Source organism: Lysobacter helvus (assembly GCF_018406645.1).
Classification (GTDB): Bacteria; Pseudomonadota; Gammaproteobacteria; order Xanthomonadales; family Xanthomonadaceae; genus Noviluteimonas; species Noviluteimonas caseinilytica.
Window position 1 is genome coordinate 869456 of sequence record NZ_AP024546.1, and the last position, 18025, is coordinate 887480.

Annotated in this window: 17 protein-coding genes; 6 read left to right on the plus strand and 11 right to left on the minus strand. The window is 68.6% G+C overall.

Annotated elements, in window-relative coordinates:
* Window positions 1-16 precede the first annotated feature (16 nt).
* Entirely contained in the window at window positions 17-1096 is a 1080-nt protein-coding gene (locus LYSHEL_RS04330; RefSeq protein ID WP_213436030.1) for an acyltransferase family protein, read from the plus strand.
* Here LYSHEL_RS04330 and LYSHEL_RS04335 read toward each other — a convergent pair whose 3' ends face one another.
* From LYSHEL_RS04335 to LYSHEL_RS04350, 4 genes are read right to left on the minus strand one after another with little or no spacing between them, the layout of a single operon-like run.
* A complete protein-coding gene (locus LYSHEL_RS04335) occupies window positions 1097-1744 on the minus strand; it encodes an ABC-type transport auxiliary lipoprotein family protein (RefSeq protein WP_213436032.1) in 648 nt (215 codons plus the stop codon). It abuts the gene before it with no gap.
* Window positions 1741-2667 carry an MlaD family protein gene (locus LYSHEL_RS04340; protein ID WP_213436034.1) on the minus strand — a complete coding sequence of 309 codons (927 nt, stop codon included), beginning with the start codon at window positions 2665-2667 and terminating at the stop codon, window positions 1741-1743. The genes LYSHEL_RS04335 and LYSHEL_RS04340 overlap by 4 nt, the downstream gene beginning before the upstream one ends.
* 2 nt (window positions 2668-2669) lie before the next feature.
* Complete coding sequence (locus LYSHEL_RS04345; RefSeq protein WP_213437579.1) at window positions 2670-3479, minus strand: ABC transporter ATP-binding protein; 810 nt, start codon at window positions 3477-3479, stop codon at window positions 2670-2672.
* On the minus strand, window positions 3472-4602 hold the full coding sequence (locus LYSHEL_RS04350; protein WP_244858662.1) for an ABC transporter permease: 1131 nt from the start codon (window positions 4600-4602) through the stop codon (window positions 3472-3474). Before LYSHEL_RS04350 ends, LYSHEL_RS04345 begins: the two co-directional genes overlap by 8 nt.
* 92 nt (window positions 4603-4694) lie before the next feature.
* On the opposite strand from LYSHEL_RS04350, the gene LYSHEL_RS04355 reads away from it, so the two are divergent.
* The gene (locus LYSHEL_RS04355) at window positions 4695-5993 is read left to right on the plus strand and encodes a threonine/serine exporter family protein (RefSeq protein ID WP_213436038.1); all 1299 of its coding nucleotides are present in this window, start codon (window positions 4695-4697) and stop codon (window positions 5991-5993) included.
* Here the strand turns inward: LYSHEL_RS04355 and LYSHEL_RS04360 are convergent, their stop codons facing one another.
* The 4 genes from LYSHEL_RS04360 to LYSHEL_RS04375 form a co-directional block, all read right to left on the minus strand.
* Window positions 5994-6371 (minus strand): H-NS histone family protein, encoded by a 378-nt coding sequence (locus LYSHEL_RS04360; protein WP_213436040.1) that lies wholly within the window; start codon window positions 6369-6371, stop codon window positions 5994-5996.
* 33 nt (window positions 6372-6404) lie between these two features.
* On the minus strand, window positions 6405-8102 hold the full coding sequence (locus LYSHEL_RS04365) for a proline--tRNA ligase (RefSeq protein WP_213436042.1): 1698 nt from the start codon (window positions 8100-8102) through the stop codon (window positions 6405-6407).
* Window positions 8103-8172: 70 nt separating this feature from the next.
* The gene (locus tag LYSHEL_RS04370; RefSeq protein ID WP_213436044.1) at window positions 8173-8457 is read right to left on the minus strand and encodes a DUF4124 domain-containing protein; all 285 of its coding nucleotides are present in this window, start codon (window positions 8455-8457) and stop codon (window positions 8173-8175) included.
* A 5-nt stretch (window positions 8458-8462) separates the two neighbouring features.
* On the minus strand, window positions 8463-8945 hold the full coding sequence (locus LYSHEL_RS04375) for a DUF4124 domain-containing protein (protein ID WP_213436046.1): 483 nt from the start codon (window positions 8943-8945) through the stop codon (window positions 8463-8465).
* Between the two features lie 92 nt (window positions 8946-9037).
* Between LYSHEL_RS04375 and pssA the strand changes: the two genes are divergently transcribed.
* From pssA to rimI, 3 genes are read left to right on the plus strand one after another with little or no spacing between them, the layout of a single operon-like run.
* Window positions 9038-9805: a CDP-diacylglycerol--serine O-phosphatidyltransferase gene (gene pssA / locus LYSHEL_RS04380; RefSeq protein WP_213437581.1), complete on the plus strand. Its 768-nt coding sequence runs from the start codon at window positions 9038-9040 to the stop codon at window positions 9803-9805.
* Complete coding sequence (locus LYSHEL_RS04385; RefSeq protein ID WP_213436048.1) at window positions 9802-10083, plus strand: hypothetical protein; 282 nt, start codon at window positions 9802-9804, stop codon at window positions 10081-10083. The genes pssA and LYSHEL_RS04385 overlap by 4 nt, the downstream gene beginning before the upstream one ends.
* Window positions 10080-10562: a ribosomal protein S18-alanine N-acetyltransferase gene (rimI, locus tag LYSHEL_RS04390; RefSeq protein WP_213436055.1), complete on the plus strand. Its 483-nt coding sequence runs from the start codon at window positions 10080-10082 to the stop codon at window positions 10560-10562. The genes LYSHEL_RS04385 and rimI overlap by 4 nt, the downstream gene beginning before the upstream one ends.
* On the opposite strand, the gene LYSHEL_RS04395 is transcribed toward rimI, so the two are convergent.
* Complete coding sequence (locus LYSHEL_RS04395) at window positions 10496-11155, minus strand: alpha-ketoglutarate-dependent dioxygenase AlkB family protein (RefSeq protein ID WP_213436057.1); 660 nt, start codon at window positions 11153-11155, stop codon at window positions 10496-10498. The two genes, rimI and LYSHEL_RS04395, sit on opposite strands and share 67 nt — an antisense overlap.
* A 49-nt stretch (window positions 11156-11204) precedes the next feature.
* Between LYSHEL_RS04395 and LYSHEL_RS04400 the strand changes: the two genes are divergently transcribed.
* Window positions 11205-12845 (plus strand): electron transfer flavoprotein-ubiquinone oxidoreductase, encoded by a 1641-nt coding sequence (locus tag LYSHEL_RS04400; protein ID WP_244858664.1) that lies wholly within the window; start codon window positions 11205-11207, stop codon window positions 12843-12845.
* Window positions 12846-12914: 69 nt separating this feature from the next.
* On the opposite strand, the gene LYSHEL_RS04405 is transcribed toward LYSHEL_RS04400, so the two are convergent.
* Window positions 12915-15344: an FG-GAP-like repeat-containing protein gene (locus LYSHEL_RS04405; protein ID WP_213436061.1), complete on the minus strand. Its 2430-nt coding sequence runs from the start codon at window positions 15342-15344 to the stop codon at window positions 12915-12917.
* Between the two features lie 162 nt (window positions 15345-15506).
* On the minus strand, window positions 15507-17975 hold the full coding sequence (locus tag LYSHEL_RS04410; protein WP_213436063.1) for a reprolysin-like metallopeptidase: 2469 nt from the start codon (window positions 17973-17975) through the stop codon (window positions 15507-15509).
* Window positions 17976-18025: the final 50 nt, after the last annotated feature.

Consider the following 18025-nt stretch of genomic DNA (forward strand, 5'->3'; position numbering starts at 1 on the left):
GCAGCGCGTTTCCACGATGAAGCTGTCGGACTACGCCGTCGGGCGCGACAACAACTTCAACCTCGTGCGCTTCCTGGCGGCGTTCGCGGTGCTGTGGAGCCACAGCTACGCGATCACGCTGGGTCCGCAGAACCACGAACCGTGGGTGCGGTGGCTCGGCTACACGCCGGCGGGCGTGGCGGTGGACGTGTTCTTCGTCACCAGCGGGTTCCTCGTGTGCGCGAGCCTGCTGCGCCTGGACAACTTCAAGGCGTTCGTGAAGGCGCGCGCGTTGCGCATCTTCCCGGCGCTGATCGTGATGTCGCTGCTGCTGGCGTTCGTGCTGGGGCCCGTGTTCACGACGTGGTCGCTGCACGACTACTTCACCGATGCGAACGTCTACAAGCTGATCCTCAAGGACTCCACGATCCTGACGGGCGTGAAGTTCAAGCTGCCCGGCGTGTTCGACGGGCACCCGATGGACGAGGTGATCAACGGGTCGCTGTGGACGCTGCCGTTCGAGCTGCGCAGTTACCTGCTGCTCGCGCTGGTGTGGTGGGCCGCCTCGGCCGCGAAGCACAAGCAGCTGCGCTCGTTCGCGCGGATGATCGTGATCGGCACCACGCTGATGCTGCTGTCGTTCTGGGCGTCGCACCTGTACGGCTACAAGCACTGGCACACGTTCCGCCTGTTCTTCATGTTCTTCTGCGGCGCGGCGTTCTGGCTGTTCCGCGCGCGCATCCCGATGCGCACGTCGATCGCGATCGCGCTGGCCCTGCCGCTGGTCGCCGCCGCCGCGGTGCCGAAGTATTTCTTCTGGGTCTACCCGCTGGTCATCACGTACATCGTGCTGTGGTTCGCCTACGTGCCGCGCGGGTTCGTCCGCGGCTTCAACCGGTTCGGCGACTACAGCTACGGCATCTACATCTACGCGTTCCCGGTGCAGCAGATGCTGGTGGCGCTGGTGCCGGGCATCACGCCGGAGCGGATGATCCTGTTCGCGACGCTGGGCACGCTGCCGCTCGCGATGGCCTCGTGGCACTTCGTCGAGAAGCCGATGCTGGCGAAGAAGGAACGCAAGCGCGTCCCCGCGGCGGCGCCGGAAGCCGCCACGTAGTCATTTGACGACGGGCGGCCGCGGATGGGCCACGTCGTACTTCTGCGCTTCGATGAACGTCCAGCCGACGATGTCCTGCACGACGTTCGTCAGCGCCGTGTCGAACGCCGCGGCCACCGCGCCCACCGCCGTCCCGCCCGCGGGCACGCGCTGGCGGATGGTCTTCGTCGCGATGACGCTGTTCGTGCGCGGCGCGATCAGTTTCACCACCACTTCGATGTCGGCGTTCGGCGTGGCGCCGCCGGCGTAGTCGGATTCGAACCGGCGCAGGTCGAGCGCCAGTTCGTAGTCGCCGGCGATGCCCGTGCCGCGGCGGCCGACGCCCTGGATCTTCCCGCTGTCCTCGAAGGCGCGCAGCACCGCGTCCTGCACCAGGTCCGGTGCGGGCTCGGCCCAGATCGCGGCGTGGTAGACCTGCAGTTCGCCCGTCGCCGGACGCACCACGATGCGCGGCGAATCGATCAGCTCGTTGGCGTGCGGGCGCGTGATCTGCAACTGCCAGCGCACGTTCGGCCAGGACGGATCGGGTTGCACCGTCGCCTCGGGCGAATACAACGCGATGGGTTCCTTCTTCGGCACGATGCCGCAACCGGCAAGCGACGCCAGCGCCAGGACCAGGGCCGTGCGCGTCAGGATGGCGTGGTTCATTCGGGCACGAACTCCTTCGGTTGCTGGCGGCCGAGCACGTAGCCGGCCGGATTGTTGTCGAGGCGGCTGGCGACGCGGCGCAGGTCGCGCACGAGGCCACGCAGTTCGGTCAGCGCGGGTCCGACCTGCTGCAACCCGTTCTGGGTGAAGTTGGCCAGCGGCGCGCGGTTCTCCGCGATCATCGCGTTGGCGTTGCTGCTCACCGACTCCAGCTGCACCAGCGTGCGGTCCAGCTTGTCGACGAGCTGCGGCAACTGGCGGATCACGTCCTTGTCGAGGCGCTCGACGGCGCCGTTGGTGGTCACCAGCGTCACCTTGAGCTGTTCGCTGGCTTCGCGTGCGTTGACGATCAGCTGGCCGAGGTCTTCCTTCTGCGAGGCGACCGCGCCGGTGAGCTTCTGGATGTTGTCGAGCGAATCGGAAATGCGCCGCACGTTCTCCTCGCTCAGCACCTCGTCCATGCGCGTGACCAGGCGGTTGGCGGTGTCGGCGATGTTCTGCAGCGCGGAGGGTTCGGTGGCGATGGTCGGGACGATGTCGCGATCGTTGCTTGCCAGCAGCGGCGCATTCGGGCTGCCGCCGCTGAGCTGGATGAAGGTGGGGCCGGTCAGGCCGTCCTGCGAGATCTTCGCGTGCGTGTCGGTCTTGATCGGCGTGTCGGCGCTGATGCGTACTTCGGCGATCACCTTGCGCGGATCGTTGGGCGCCAGGCGCAGGCGCTGGATCGTGCCGACGCTGATGCCGTTGTAGCGGACGCTGCCGCCTTCGAACAGGCCGGTCACCGCTTCGTTGAACACGACGCGGTAATTCTTCCATTCGCGCTCGGACGACCAGTTGGCGGCCCACAACGCGAACAGCAGGCCGAAGATGCTGATCGCGATGGTGAACGCGCCGATCAGGACGTAGTTGGCCTTGGTTTCCATCGTCAGACTCCTGGGGCCGGTGCGGGCACCGTGGTCGCCGGGCGGGCGGCACGGGCGCGGGGGCCGTGGAAATATTCGCGCACCCACGGGTGGTCGAACTGCTCGACTTCCTCGATGGGCGCATTGATGACCACGCGGCGGTCGGCGATGACCGCCACGCGATCGCAGATCGCATAGAGCGTGTCGAGGTCGTGCGTGACCAGGAACACGGTGAGGCCCAGCGCGCGCTGCAGCGTGAGGATCAGTTCGTCGAACGCGGCGGCGCCGATCGGATCCAGGCCGGCGGTGGGTTCGTCGAGGAACAGCAGCGGCGGGTCGAGCGCCAGCGCGCGTGCCAGCCCCGCGCGCTTGCGCATGCCGCCGGACAACTGCGACGGCAGCTTCTCGATCGCATCGGCGGGCAGGCCCGCCAGTTTCACTTTCAGCAGCGACAGTTCGTAGCGCAGCGAGTCGGGCACGTCGGGGTGGTGCTCCTTCAGCGGCACCTGCACGTTCTCGCCGACGGTGAGCGATGAGAACAGCGCGCCGTCCTGGAACAGCACGCCGGTGTTGCGTTCGATCACCAGGCGCACGTCGTCGTCTTCGCTGCGCGCATCGACGCCGAGCACTTCGATCTCGCCCTCGTCGGGAATGCGCAGGCCGAGGATCGAGCGCATCAGCACCGACTTGCCCGCGCCCGATCCGCCGACCACGCCGAGGATCTCGCCGCGGCGCACGTCGAGGTCCAGGCCGTCGTGCACGACCTGTTCGCCGAAGCGGTTCACCAGGCCCCGCACGCGGATGATGATGTCCTCGTCGGTCACGTCAGATATCCATGTTCATGAACCACAGCGCCATCATCGCGTCGAGCACGATCACGAGCGAGATGGACTGCACGACGCTGGAGGTGGTGCGCTCGCCGACCGACTGCGCGGTGCCTTTCACCTGCAGGCCTTCCAGGCACCCGATCAGGCCGATGATCAGCGCGAAGATCGGCGCCTTCGACAGCCCCACCAGGAAATGCCGCAGTTCGATCGTCGCGTCCATGCGCGAGAGCCACGCCTGCGGCGGGATGTCGAGGTTGAACGCGCCGACCGTCGCGCCGCCCAGGATGCCGGCGATCATCGCGATGAACGTCAGCAGCGGCAGCATCACCAGCAGCGCGATGATGCGCGGCATCACCAGCAGGTCGATCGGGTCCATGCCGAGCGTGCGGATCGCGTCGATCTCCTCGCGCGCCTGCATCGCGCCGATCTGCGCGGTGAACGCGCTGGCGGTGCGGCCGGCGAGGATGATGGCGGTGAGCAGCACGGCGAACTCGCGCAGGAACGCGACGTTCACCAGTTCCACGACGTAGATCTCCGCGCCGAAGTCTCGCAGGATGTTCGCGCCGAGGAACGCGATCACCGCGCCGACGAGATACGCGAGCAGGAACACCAGCGGCACCGCGTCCAGGCCCACCTGTTCCATGTGGTAGACGGTGGACGTGAGGCGGAAGCGCCGCGGCTGCGCGAGCATGCGGCCGAACTTCAGCAGGTTCTCGCCGAGGAAGCCGACCAGCGCGAGGATCTCGTGCCAGTTGTCCTGCACCGCGAAGCCCAGGCGCGCGAGCGCGGCGCTGACGCCGTATTCGCGCTTCTTCTTCGGGCGGTCGTCGGCGACGTCCTCGATTGCGTCCACCAGCGGCTGGTGGTCGTCGCGGAAACGGAAGACGTCCAGCTCGAGGCAATGCCGGCGCGCGAAGCGCAACAGCTGCAGCACGCCGGCCGAATCCAGGCGGCCGATGTCGGCCGCGTCCACCGCCGTGACGCCCTCGGGCACCGCGCGCAGGCGCTCGCCCATCGCCAGCGCGTGCGCAAGCGTCCAGTCGCCGCGCAGGCGCAGTCGCGTGCCATCGGTGGCATCGGTGGCCAGCTCGGGCGGTCGGCTCTCCGGCAGGCGGTCGTTGTCGCGCATGGGTCCCCTCGCTGCGGCGGAGCATACACAGCCCCATGGTGCACGCGCGTGCACGACCCTACACACCACGTGCCATGCCATGCTTCGCCCCCATGACGCACGCCAACGCGCCCTCGCCCCCATCCGAGCCGCAGGCCCCGGCCGGCGGCCATCGCGCGGACGCGGGCGCCGGTTACGCCGAACGCATCGCGTTCGTGCTGGAAGTGGCCGAACACCTGCACGCCTACGGCACGACGGCGCAACGCCTGGAAGGCGCGATCGTCGCGGTGTCGCAACGCATCGGGCTGGACTGCGAACCGTGGTCCAACCCCACCGGCATGATCCTGTCCTTCAGCGATCCGCGCGGTCCCGCCGGCTTGCTGGACACCACGCGCGTCATCCGCCTCGCCCCCGGCGAAACCGACCTGTACAAGTTGTGCGAAGCCGACCGCATCGCCGAGGACGTGATGGCCGGGCGCGTCGGCATCGCCGAAGGCCATGCGCAACTGCGCGCGCTCCACAAGCCCGCGGGCTGGCGTGGCCGCGCGATGCAGGTGCTCGGTTTCGGCCTGGCGTCGGGCGCGGTCGCGGGCCTGCTGCGCCTGCCGTGGCTCGACATCGCGACCGCGGCCCTGATCGGCCTGCTGATCGGCGTGCTCGAACTCGCCTCGCACCATCGCCCGCGCCTGCAGGAAGCAAGCGATGCCGTCGCGGGCGTGATCGCCGGCATCGTCGCCATCGCGGTCTCGCATCTCATCGCACCGTTGAACCTCAACACGGTGGTGATCGCCGCGCTCATCGTGCTGCTGCCGGGTATGGCGCTCACCAACGCGGTCAACGAACTCACCAGCCGCCACCTCGTGTCGGGCACGGCGCGGTTCGCCGGTGCGCTGACGACGGTCCTGAAGCTCGCCATCGGCACGGCAATCGCGTTCAAGCTCGCGCAGTTCTCGGGGATCTCGGCGGAAGTGCGCGCGTCGCGCCCGCAGCCCGAATGGGTGGAAGGCCTTGCGCTGGTGGTGGGTGCGTTCGCGTTCGCAGTGTTGTTCCGCGCCGCGCGCCGCGATTACTGGATCGTGATGTTGTCGGCGGCGACCGGGTACCTGGTGTCGCGCTTCGGCAGCCAGGCGTTCGAAGGGACGGCCGGCGTGTTCCTCGCCGCGCTGGTGACGTCCGCCGCGGGCAATGCCTATGCGCGCTGGGCGGAACGGCCGGGCGCCCTGGTGCGCGTGCCCGGCATCATCATGCTGGTGCCCGGCAGCCTCGCGTTGCGCGGGCTGATGAACCTGGTGCAGCAACAGGATGTCGGCGCCGGCGGCGATGCCGCGATCGCGGTGCTCAACACGCTGATGGCGCTGGTGGCGGGCTTGCTGTTCGGCAACCTGCTGGTCAGCGCGCGCCGCAACCTCTGATCACTTGATCAGGAAGTCGTCGAGCTTCTTGCCGCCGGCGATCTGCGAGGACATCCACTTCGGCTGCTGCCCGCGCCCGGCCCACGTCTGGCTCGGGTCCGCGGGGTTGCGGTACTTCGGCGCGACCTTGCCGAGCTTGTAACCCTTGGTCGACTTGCGGCCCGTGGACTGCGCGGGCGCGCTGGTTTTCTTCGCGGCGGGCGCCGCGCCCCCGAACAACTCGGCGACCGTGTAGCCCTCGGCGCGCGCGAGCGCGGTGAGCTTCTGGCGGACCAGCGCGATCGGCTTGCGCTTGACCAGCGTGGTGCGCCGCTTCTTCGCCTGCGCGATGAGCGCGTCGAGTTCCTTCGCCGACAAGCCGTTGAGGTCGATGGACATGCAGCAATCTCCGCGAGGTGGGGATTCTTTGTGTCAGGCGCCCAGGCGCGCCATCAGCGTGGCGCGGTCCAGCGACTCGGCTTCGGAGGCCGTGCGCGCACGATACTCGAACGTGCCGGCCGCAAGCCCGCGCTCGGACACCACGACCCGGTGCGGCACGCCGATCAGCTCGATGTCCGCGAACATCTGGCCCGGGCGCAGGCCGCGGTCGTCGAGCACCGCGTCCAGGCCGGCGGCCAGCAGGTCCTGGTGCAGCGTTTCGGCCGCGGCCGCGACGTCGCCGTCGTTCTTCGGATTGATCACGCACACCGCGACCTGCCACGGCGCCATCGCCTCGGGCCAGCGGATGCCGTTCTCGTCGTGGTTCTGTTCGATTGCGGCGGCCACGATGCGCGAGACGCCCACGCCGTAGCAGCCCATGTACGGGACGGTGGCCTTGCCGCCCATGTCGAGCACGGTGCACTTCATCGCTTCGGCGTACTTCTGGCCGAGCTGGAACACGTGCCCCACCTCGATGCCGCGCGCCAGGCCCAGCGTGCCGTGGCCGTCGGGCGAGGGATCGCCGGCGACGACGTTGCGGATGTCGGCGACGTGCGCCGGTTCCGGCAGGTCGCGGACCCAGTTGACGCCGGCGATGTGGAAGCCGGCGGCGTTGGCGCCGACGACGAAGTCGTGCATCGCCGCGACCGTGCGGTCGGCGACGACGGTGATCGCCTTGCGCGGCGCGACGGGGCCGAGGAAGCCCGGCTCGCTGCCGAGGTGCTCGAGGATTTCCGCTTCGGTGGCCAGGCGGTATTCGGCCAGGCCCGGGAGCTTCGACAACTTGATCTCGTTGACGACGTGGTCGCCGCGCACGAGCGCGAGCACGAACCCGTCGTCGCCCATCAGCGCCACCGACTTCACCGTGCGATCGAGCCCGATGCCCAGCAACGCGGCGACGTCTTCGCACGTCTTCTGCGTCGGCGTCTCCACCTTGCGCAGGGATTCGGACGCCGCGGCGCGCGCACCCGGCGCCTTCGCTTCGGCGAGTTCGACGTTGGCGGCGTAATCGGAGCCGTCGGAGAACGCGATCGCGTCTTCGCCGGAATCGGCGAGCACGTGGAATTCGTGCGACGCGCTGCCGCCGATCGCGCCGGTGTCGGCGAACACCGCGCGGAACTTCAGCCCGAGGCGGGTGAAGATGCGGCCGTAGGTGTCGTACATGTTGCGGTATTCGTCGGCGAGCGAGGCTTCGTCGACGTGGAAGGAGTACGCGTCCTTCATCAGGAATTCGCGCGCGCGCATCACGCCGAAGCGCGGGCGGATCTCGTCGCGGAACTTCGTCTGGATCTGGTAGAAATTGACCGGCAGCTGCTTGTAGCTCGCCAGTTCATTGCGCGCGAAGTCGGTGATCACTTCTTCGTGCGTGGGGCCGTAGCAGTACCAGGCGTCCTTGCGGTCCTGGATCTTCAGCAGCTGGCCGCCGAACTTCTGCCAGCGCCCGGTTTCTTCCCACAGTTCCTTCGGCTGCACCGACGGCATCAGCAGTTCGATCGCGCCGCTGCGATTCATTTCGTCGCGCACCACCGCTTCCACCTTGCGCAGCACGCGCAGGCCGAGCGGCGACCACGTGTACAGGCCGGAAGCGAGCTTGCGGATCATGCCCGCGCGCAGCATCAGCTGGTGGCTGATGACTTCGGCGTCGGCGGGGGTTTCCTTGACGGTACGGAGGTGGAACTGCGACAGGCGCATCGGGGGGACTTCGACTTGCGGAAAGCGCGCAGTTTGCCATGCCTTGCGCGCGGGGCCCGCCGGCCGCGGGTCACTCGCGCTCGCCGTGGACCTCGATGGCGGGCGGGGCGTCGCGTTCGACGCGCTCGTACTTGCGGCCCTTCGGCGGGGTGTCGGTGATCTGCAGGACGCCGTGGGCGTCGCGCCAGCGATACAGGACGCCGGCATCGGAGGCCGCTTCGGCGTTGGCCCGGATCGCGGCGTCGCGGCGTTCGGCGGCGGGGCCGCTGTCCGCCGACGGGTCGCGCGCGGCGTACCAGGCCAGCGCGGCGACGCCGGCCAGGCCGAGGAGGATCCAGGCCGGCCGGAGTTCCATGTGCCTTACTGCGCGCAGTTGGAGGCGACGGCCGCCTGCATGGACTGCGTCTGCGCGGCGCGCTGCTCGGCGCTGTATTCCGAATCGATCTTGCCGTCGCCGTTGGCGTCCACGCCCACGGGCGAGGCGGTCTGCTGGAGCATCGCGAGGTTGGACTGCGCGGTCTTGCAGTTGGCGGCGCGGATGGCGGCCAGCTTCTCGGCCTGGGCCTTCGCGGCGGTGGCGTTGGCTTCGGCCTGGGCCTTCTCGTCCAGCTTGCCGTCGGCCTTGGCCTCGGTCTTCGCGGCCACGACGGGCGCGGTGGCCGGGGCCGGCGCGTGGAGTTCGCGCTTCTTCGCCGCGCCCTTGGCGGGCGGCGCGTCGGAATAGTGGGTGACCCCCTTGTCGTCCTTCCAGCTGTAGACGGCCTGCGCGGAGGCGGGCGCCATCGTCGAAAGGCCCACCAGGGCGATGCACGTGGCCAGCACGGTGCGGGCTGCGGCGTTCATTGGGGTCACTCCGGCGAAGGTGGCGGCGATTGCAGCACCGCCGACGGGGTCGCGCAAGCGGCGGCGCGCCAAGCGCTAAACTCGGTCACATGATGGAGTCGACCGAAACGGCGCGCCCCAGGGCCCGCGGCATCTACCTGTTGCCCAACCTCTTCACCACCGGCGGCCTGTTCGGGGGGTTCTTCGCGATCATCGCCGCCTCGCAGGGGAAGTTCGAACACGCGTGCGTGGCCATCTTCATCGCGGCCATCCTCGACGGCGTGGACGGGCGCGTGGCGCGCATGACCAACACGCAGAGCGAGTTCGGCGTGCAGTACGACTCGCTGGCGGACCTCGTCAGCTTCGGCATGGCGCCCTCGCTGGTGATGTACCACTGGGCGCTGTCGGCGATGAAGCTGGATGGCGCGGTGTTCGGCAAGATCGGCTGGCTCGTCGCGTTCCTCTACGCCGCGTGCGCGGCGCTGCGCCTGGCGCGCTTCAACAGCCAGGTCGGCCAGGTGGACAAGCGCTGGTTCATCGGCCTGGCCAGTCCCGCCGCCGCGGGCCTGATGGCCAGCTTCGTGTGGACCTTCGACGACCTGGGCTTCAGCGGCAGCGAGATGCGCTACGCCGCCGCCGGTGTCACGATCGTGGCGGGCCTGCTGATGGTCAGTCGCGTGCGCTACAACAGCTTCAAGGGTTCGGGCCAGGGACCGCGCGCGGAACGCGTGCCGTTCGTGGCGATGCTCATCGCGGTCGCGGTGCTGATCGCGTTGTGGATCGATCCGCCGCGCGTGCTGCTGGCCGCGACCACCTTGTATGCACTGTCCGGGCCGGTGTTGTGGATCCGGCGCCGGCGCATCGCGCCCGAGCCCGCATGAGCGACGCCCGGCTGCCGTGGGATCCGTTCCAGCGCGAGATGCTCGAGGCGCTCGGGCACGTCGTGTATGCGGCGCAGGATCGCGATGCGCTCGCCGCGCAAGCGGCGGACGCCGCCGATGCCGGTGCGCCGCCGTTGCTGCGCGCCCTCGCCCACGCGGCGAAGTCGCGCGTCGCGCAACTGCCGGCGCTGCCGCCGATCGAACACCTGCACACCCCGGCTGCCAAGCGCGCGCTCTGGCCCACATTGCGCGCACTGCGCAAGGCATCGCGCGGATGAGCGCCGTCACCGTCGATCGGGCGCCCGCGCCCAGCCTGCGCCCGATGCGCGAGGCCGACCTGCCCACGGTCATCGCGATCGAACAGCGCGCGTATGCGTTCCCGTGGACGCAGGGCGTGTTCCGCGATTGCCTGCTCGCCAACCATCCGGCGTGGGTGCTGGTGGAGGACGGCGCGATCATCGGCTACGCGGTGCTCAGCGTCGCCGCCGACGAAGCACACGTGCTGAACCTCTGCACCGCGCCCGAAGTGCAGGGCCGCGGCCACGGCCGCCGCTTGCTGCGCGCGCTGATGCAACTCGCGCGCGGCCGCGGCGCGCATCGCGTGTTCCTCGAAGTGCGCCCGTCCAACGGCCCGGCGATCGCGCTGTACCACGACGAAGGCTTCAACGAGATCGGCCGCCGCCCGCGCTACTACCCGGCGCGCGACGGTCGCGAGGATGCGTTGGTGATGGCGCTGGAGTTGTTGCCGGAGGAGTGATCGATCCGGCGGAACGTCAGGTTGATCCGCTCGCCCACCGCGCGCCCCGTCTTCGGCAACGCATGCTGGTAATGCCGCTGCGTCGTGCCCCGCATCACCAGCAGGCTGCCGTGCGGCAAATCGATCGACAGCGAATGCGCGCCGGCGACGGCGTGCTTCGCGTACGGCCGCAGGCGGAAGCGCCGTTCCGCGCCGAGGCTGATCGACGCGATCACCGGCGCATCGCCGAGTTCGGGTTCCGAATCGCGATGGAAGCCCATGGCATCGCGGCCCGTGCGATAGAGGTTGGCGAGCACGCTGTTGAACGGCACGTCGAGTTCGGCGGCCAGGCGGTCGCGCAACGCGGCCAGGTCCGGCATCCACGGCCGCGGTTCGAACCAGCGGCCCGAATAGCGATAGCGCGCGTCGGGATCGCCGATCCAGCAACTCAGCCGCGGCGGGTCGAACTCGCGGCCGTACACGCGGATGCGGTGCGATTCCCACGGGATCCCGTGCCGCAGGCGCGTGAACAGGTCCGTGGCCGCGTCGCCCGGCAACCAGTCCGGGTCGAACGCCAGGTCCGCGCCCGGAAGCTCGATGGCCTGCATTCCCATGCGCCGGACGCTAGCACGGGTAAAATCCCGCGATCCAATGGAGGCCGGCATGTCTGACATCGAACGCGACGTGATGGAGTACGACGTCGTCACCGTCGGCGCGGGCCCCGCGGGCCTGGCCTTCGCGATCCGCCTCAAGCAGCTCGATCCGAACCTCTCGGTGTGCGTGATCGAGAAGGCCTCCACCATCGGCGCGCACATCCTGTCGGGCGCGGTGATCGAACCGGGCCCGCTCGACGAGCTGCTCCCCGGCTGGCGCGACAACCCGCCGCCGATCTGCATCCCGGCCGCCGAAGACGAATTCCTCTTTCTCACGAAGACGGGTTCCATCAAGGCGCCGATGGTCCCGCCGCAGATGCACAACCACGGCAACTTCATCGTCAGCCTCGGCGCGTTGTGCGCGTGGCTGGCGCCGCAGGCCGAAGCGTTGGGCGTCGAAATCTATCCGGGCTTCGCCGCCGCCGAAACGTTGCACGACGACGACGGCCGCGTGGCCGGCGTGCGCATCGGCGACATGGGCGTGGCGAAGGACGGCGCGCACAAGCCGGGGTTCACGCAGGGCATCGACATCCGCGCGAAGGTCACCGTGCTCGCCGAAGGCGCGCGCGGCCATCTCACCAAGCGGTTGATCAAGCGCTTCGACCTCGCGCGCGATGCCGATCCGCAGGGCTATTCGATCGGCATCAAGGAACTGTGGCAGGTGCCGGAGGAACGCGTGTCGCCCGGCAAGATCGTGCATTCGCTCGGCTGGCCGGCCGACAGCAAGATCTACGGCGGCAGCTTCCTGTACCACCTCGACAAGGGCCGCATCGCGCTCGGCTACATCAGCGGCCTGGATTACAAGGATCCGCAGTACAAGCCGTGGGAAGCCTTCCAGCAATGGAAGAACCATCCGTCGGTGAAGGCGTTGCTCGAAGGCGGCACGATCGTCTCGGCCGGCGCGCGCGCGATCGTCACGGGCGGCTGGCAATCGCTGCCGAAGTGCGACATGCCCGGCGCGTTGCTGATCGGCGACACCGCGGGCCTGCTCAACGTGCCGAAGATCAAGGGCACGCACCAGGCGATGCGCTCGGCGATGCTCGCGGCCGAACACCTGGCGGCGTCGCAACTCTCGCCCGACGGCTTCGACGCAAAGCTGCGCGCGTCCGTGGTCGGCGATGAACTGCGCAAGGTGCGCAACATCAAGCCGGGCTTCAAGAAAGGCTTGTGGTTCGGATTGCTCAACGCCGCATGGGAAACGCTGACCGGCGGCCTGTCGCCGTGGACGCTGAAGAACAAGGCGGACTGGAGCTCGATCGACAAGGTCGGTGCGCACGAAGCGGACAAGCGCGCCGCCGTCGAACAGGAGTACGTGGCGCGCGACCTCGCCCCGCGCGATCGCCTGGCCGGCGTGTACTTCGCCGCCACCGAACACGACGAAGACCAGCCCGTCCACCTGGTCGTGCACGACACCACCGTGTGCGTGACGCGCTGCGCGACCGAATACGGCAACCCGTGCACGCGCTTCTGCCCGGCGGGCGTCTATGAAATCGTCGACGACCCGGATGGGCCGGCGAATTCCGGCAAGCGCCTGCAGATCAACAGCGCGAACTGCGTGCACTGCAAGACCTGCGACATCAAGGACCCGTACGAGATCATCACGTGGGTCACGCCGGAAGGCGGCTCGGGGCCGAACTACCAGAACCTCTAGCGAGGGAAGCAGGCAAGAAAAAGGGTGCCGCGCTTGCGCGCGGCACCCCGGTGCTTCAACCCTCGACGCTTACTGCACGCCGCCGGTGATCGTCCACTCCAGTTCCTGCACGCGGGGCAGGGCCTGACCCGAGAGCACGGTGGCGCCGGACATCAGCTGCATGTAGTTCTCGCCGGTGGTGTTGTTGCGCCACACGACGTCGGCATTGCCGTCGCCGTTGTAGTCGCCGCTGTCGACCACGCGCCAATGCGGGTCGCTCTCGACGTACACGGTCTGCATGCTCGGCGTCGCGTCGTTCATCGTCCACAGCACGTTGGCGCCCGAGACCGAGTTGCGCCAGTACACGTCCGCCTTGCCGTCGCCGTTGAAGTCGTCGATGGCCGCGATCTTCCAGTTGAAGTCGTTGACGGTCGTGGTGGGCTGCGAGGTCTGCATGACGGTCACGCCGTTCATGAACTGCAGGTAGTTCTGGCCGGTCGCGGTGTTGCGCCAGAACAGGTCGGCCTTGCCGTCGGCGTTGAAGTCGCCCGCGGCCACGATCGTCCAGTTCAGGTCGGCTTCGCGGTAGGGGTAGTTGATCGAACGCACGGTGCGCCCGTCCATCAGCCACAGGGCGTTCTGGCCCGTCACCGCGTTGCGCCAGTAGATGTCGGCCTTGCCGTCGCCGTCGAAATCGCCGCGCGCCACGATGCGCCAGTTGAGGTCGCCCACCGTGGTCAGCGGGCCGGACAGGGCCAGGACGATCTGCGTGCCGTTCATCACGTGCAGCCAGTTTTCGCCGGTGACGCGGTTGCGCCACAGGATGTCCGCGTGGCCATCGCCGTTGAAGTCGCCCGAACCGACCACCTGCCAGTTCTGGTCCGTCTCGCGGTGCACGTACGTGCTCGCCATCATCGTCGTGCCGTTCATCTGCCACAGCGCATTGAAGCCGTTGGCGGTGTTGCGCCAGTAGATGTCCGACTTGCCGTCACCGTCGAAGTCGTCGCGCGCACGTGCCGCGGCGACCGTCGCCCGGAACGTCGCCACGATCGGCATGGTCAGGCGCAGCGCGCGCGCATCGTCGGCCACGTCGGCCACGCCGCACGGCAGGCCGCCGCAGAAGGTGATGTTCGGGTTGGAGAACACGCGGTAGCCGGTCTGGCCCGTACGACGCACCGCCATCACGGTGTAGAAGTTGCCGTGCGTGGAATCCGTGCTGTAGCCGAACGAATACGGGAAGCGGCCGAATTCTTCCGGATCCAGCAGGTTCTGGTCGTTGTTCGTGTCGTCGTTGCCCGCCGCCGATTCGCGGTCGTGCTGCAGGCCCATGTTGTGGCCGAGTTCGTGGGCAAGCGTTTCGGAACGGCAGTTGTTGCCTTCATCCGTGTACACAGTGCCTTCCGAATCGCTGACGACGCTGAAGCCGAGGTTCGCGCTGTCGGCGCCGAACGGCGTCTGCGAGTTGCCGATCAACCAGCCCAGGCCGCAGCTGCCGTTTTCCGGGAACTGGAACGTGCGCACGAGGGTGACGAGGTCGGCGCCGTACTGGTCGCGCGCCGAGATCAGCGATTCGAGCGACGCCGGCTGCCCGACGAAGTTGCAGTTCACGCCACCGTCCGGCAACTGGCCGCCCGGGGCGGACGTGCACTGCTGGCCGGTCAGTTCGAACAGCGCGTCACGGTTGGACGTGGCATCCGGGTAGGTCACCTGCATCGTGTGGACCACGCGGATCTGGCCGTCGACCTGGCTGTCGGAATACGCGAGGTTGGCGATGTCCACCATGTTCTGCAGGCGCGTGTTGGCCTGCGACTGGCCACCGTAGCGGGCGGCGAAGCCATTGGTGTAGCCGATGAGCACGTCGACGGTCGTGCCGTTGGCGGTGATCTGCTCGGCACTCATCCCGGCGGCACGCTGGCTGGAAACGGCCTGCGCGGCCTGCGCGATCTGGTTCTGCACGATGACGTCGTCGGCCGACGGCTGCGCGGTGGAGAGCTTCGTCTCGTCGGTGTCGACGAGGTACGTGTGGCCCGCCGACATCGTCAGCTCGAGCGGCGCGCCCTTGCCGTTCGGCAGCGTGCCGAACACGGCCTTGGGTCCGAACGTGATCACCGCATCGTTGCCGGGGGCAGCGCCCTCGGGACGACCGATGAACGTCCAGTTGCCGTCGGCATGCTCGACATGGCGCTGGTAGGCCAGGCGGATCGGCGCACCGTTGGGGCCCTGGATCGTCATGCCGCCGTCGACGATCGCCTGCAAGGCGTGCGCCTCGCTGACCTGGACGGGATACCACGTGCCCGTGGCCTTGTGGATCGCCGGCCGGGAGGCGTCATAGCCGAAGAGCGTGCCGCGGTCGGGATAGGTCGCGACCGACGAATGGCCGCCGATCGCCGAGGCGACCCGGGCATGCGGGCTGGCCGTACCGGCTTGCCCGATCTTGGTAGTGGGAGAAGCAGCGCGTTCTGCCGTGCAGCCGACCGCGAGGCCGGCGAGCAGAGACGCCGCGAGAAGAGACACGCGCATAACACCACCCCTGTGTGTAAGGTTTCGAAGGCCCTCGGAACCGGGGGCTCATCCATTTCCTTACAGCCGGCATCGCGAAAGCGTGATGACGCTGAGGGTCATCACGCATTTCCACGACCGGTGGTCGTCCCGGCGCGTCCGTCCGGCGGGTGGGCGGGCGCGTCAGCGGCCCGCGATTTTCCAGTTGAGGTCGGCGACGCGCTCGAGTTCGCGGCCCGCAAGGACCGTCGCGCCCGACATCAGTTGCATGTAGACCTGGCCCGTCGCGACGTTGCGCCAGACGAGGTCGGCGCGGTTGTCGCCGTTGTAGTCGCCGCTGTTGACGATCGTCCAGTTGGCGTCGCGCTCGGTGTACGACGTCTGCATCGTCGGCGTGGCGCCATCCATCTTCCAGAGCACGTTCACGCCGGTGACGGAATTGCGCCAGTAGATGTCGTCCTTGCCATCGCCGTCGAAGTCGTTGACCGCGACGATCTTCCAGTTGAAGTCGTTCACCGTCGTGGTGGCGCGCGATCCCGGCAGCACCGTGGTGACCTGCATGAACTGGACGAAGTTCTCGCCCGTGTTCGTGTTGCGCCACAGCACGTCGTCGTAGCCGTCGCCATTGAAATCGCCGGTGTCCACGACGGTCCAGGCCTGGTCGGTTTCGCGGTGGACGTAGGACATGTTGCGCAACGTCGCGCCATCCATGAACCACACCGCGGTCAGGCCGTTGGATGTGTTGCGCCAGTACAGGTCGGTCTTGCCGTCGCCGTCGAAGTCGCCGCGCGCCACGAGCTTCCATTCCGGCTCGGAAACGCGCGCGGTCATGCCCGAACCCGCAAGGACCTGCGTGCCGTTCATGAGCTGCACGTAGTCCTCGCCCGTGACCTGGTTGCGCCACAGGACGTCGGCATGCGCATCGCCGTTGAAGTCGCCCGAGGCCACCACGTCCCACGCGGTGTTCGCTTCGCGATAGACCTGCGCCGCCCAGATGCGATCGAGGCCGATCATTCCCCAGATCGTGTTCTGCCCGGTCGCGACGTTGTGCCACAACAGGTCGGCCATGCCGTCGCCGTCGTAGTCGTTGCGGTGCGAGGTGTGCGCCTGGCGGAACGCGGCGACGACCGGGATCGTCTGGCGCAGCGCGCGCGCGTTGTCCGCCTGGTCGGCGAGGCCGCAGGGGGCCGCCGCCGGGCCGCCCGACCACGTGCACAGGATGTTCGGGTTGGAGAACACGCGCACCTTGTGCAGGCCCGTCGTGCCGTACGCCATCACGGTGTACACGGAGGCCGAACCGCCGCGATAGCCGAACGAATACGGCAGCACGCCGTATTCCTCGGGCTGCAGCACGCCATCGGTGTCCGAAGCGGTTTCACGATCGTGCTGCAGGCCCATGTTGTGGCCGAGCTCGTGCGCCAGCGCTTCATCGCGGCACACCGTGCCGTTGCTCGGGAACGCACCGCCCGAATCGCCATTCGAATCGCTGACCACCGAATAGCCGTACGGCGCATCGTTGGTCGCGGTGATGCCGGCCTGGCCCGCGCCCGCCAGCCAGGCGATGCCGCAGCCCTGCTGCGCGGTGCTGCTGTAGTTGCGGACGAGGGAGACGACGTCGGCGCCCACGGCTTCGCGCATGGCCACGAGCGGCGCCAGCGCGGCGGGCACGGGCTTGTCGTCGCAGTTGAGCGAGCCGTTGCTCTGTTCGGTGCATGCCACGCCCGTCACGTCGTACAGCGCGTCGGAATTGGAATTGGCTTCGGTGTAGTCGACCTGCAGCGTGCCGGCCAGGCGCAACGCGGCATCGACCTGGCTCGCCCCGTACGCCTGGTTGGCGACGTCGACGAGGAAGGTGATGCGCGTGTTCGCACCCGCCGTGCCGCCGAAGCGCGAAGCGAACTGCGGCGTGTAGCCGACCAGCAGGTCGACCGTGGTCGACGCGGACGCGTTGGCGGTGGTGGCGTTGGCCGTGGCCAGGGGGCCGGACACCGCCGACGCGGTGCGCGCCTGGCGGATCATGGCCATGTCCGCGGCATCGGCGCGCGCGCCGGCCATGCGGGGCGGCAAGCGCACGTCGGAGCGGCCCGACGGATCCGCGCCGGTCATGCCCAGGCGGGCTTCCATCGCGCCGTCGGTTTCCAGCATCCACGTGCGGCCGCGGATGGTGGTGAGGCGCAGCGTGTCGCCGGACCGGGTGGGAATGGTGCCGAACACCGCGGTCGGGCCGAACGTGATGATGGCTTCGTTGCCCGGCGTGGCGCCGGCGGGGCTGCCGATCCAGGTCCAGTTGCCATCGGCGTGTTCGACATGGCGCGAATAGCGCAGGCGGATCGGGCTGCCGTCGGGCGCGGTGAGTTCGAGTTCGCCCTTGGCGATGGCGGCGATGGCATGGTCTTCGCTGATCGACACGGGACGCCAGGTGTAGGCGGTGTCGTGGATCGGCGTGGCCTTGGGATACGCGACCAGCGTGCCGCGGTCGGGCAGCGAGGCGATGCCGCGGGCATGGGCGGCAGGCAGTTGCCCGCGCGCGATCGACCCCATCGACGCGGCAGGCGGCGTGGCCGCCCGTGCGTGCGAAGCCGGGGGCGACGTGGATTGGTTCGAACAGGCACCCGCGGCGAGGATCGCGGCGGCTAGCAGGATGTGGCGCATGCAAGGTCCCGTGGAAAAGATGATCGGTGGCGTACCCCCGACGCGGGATT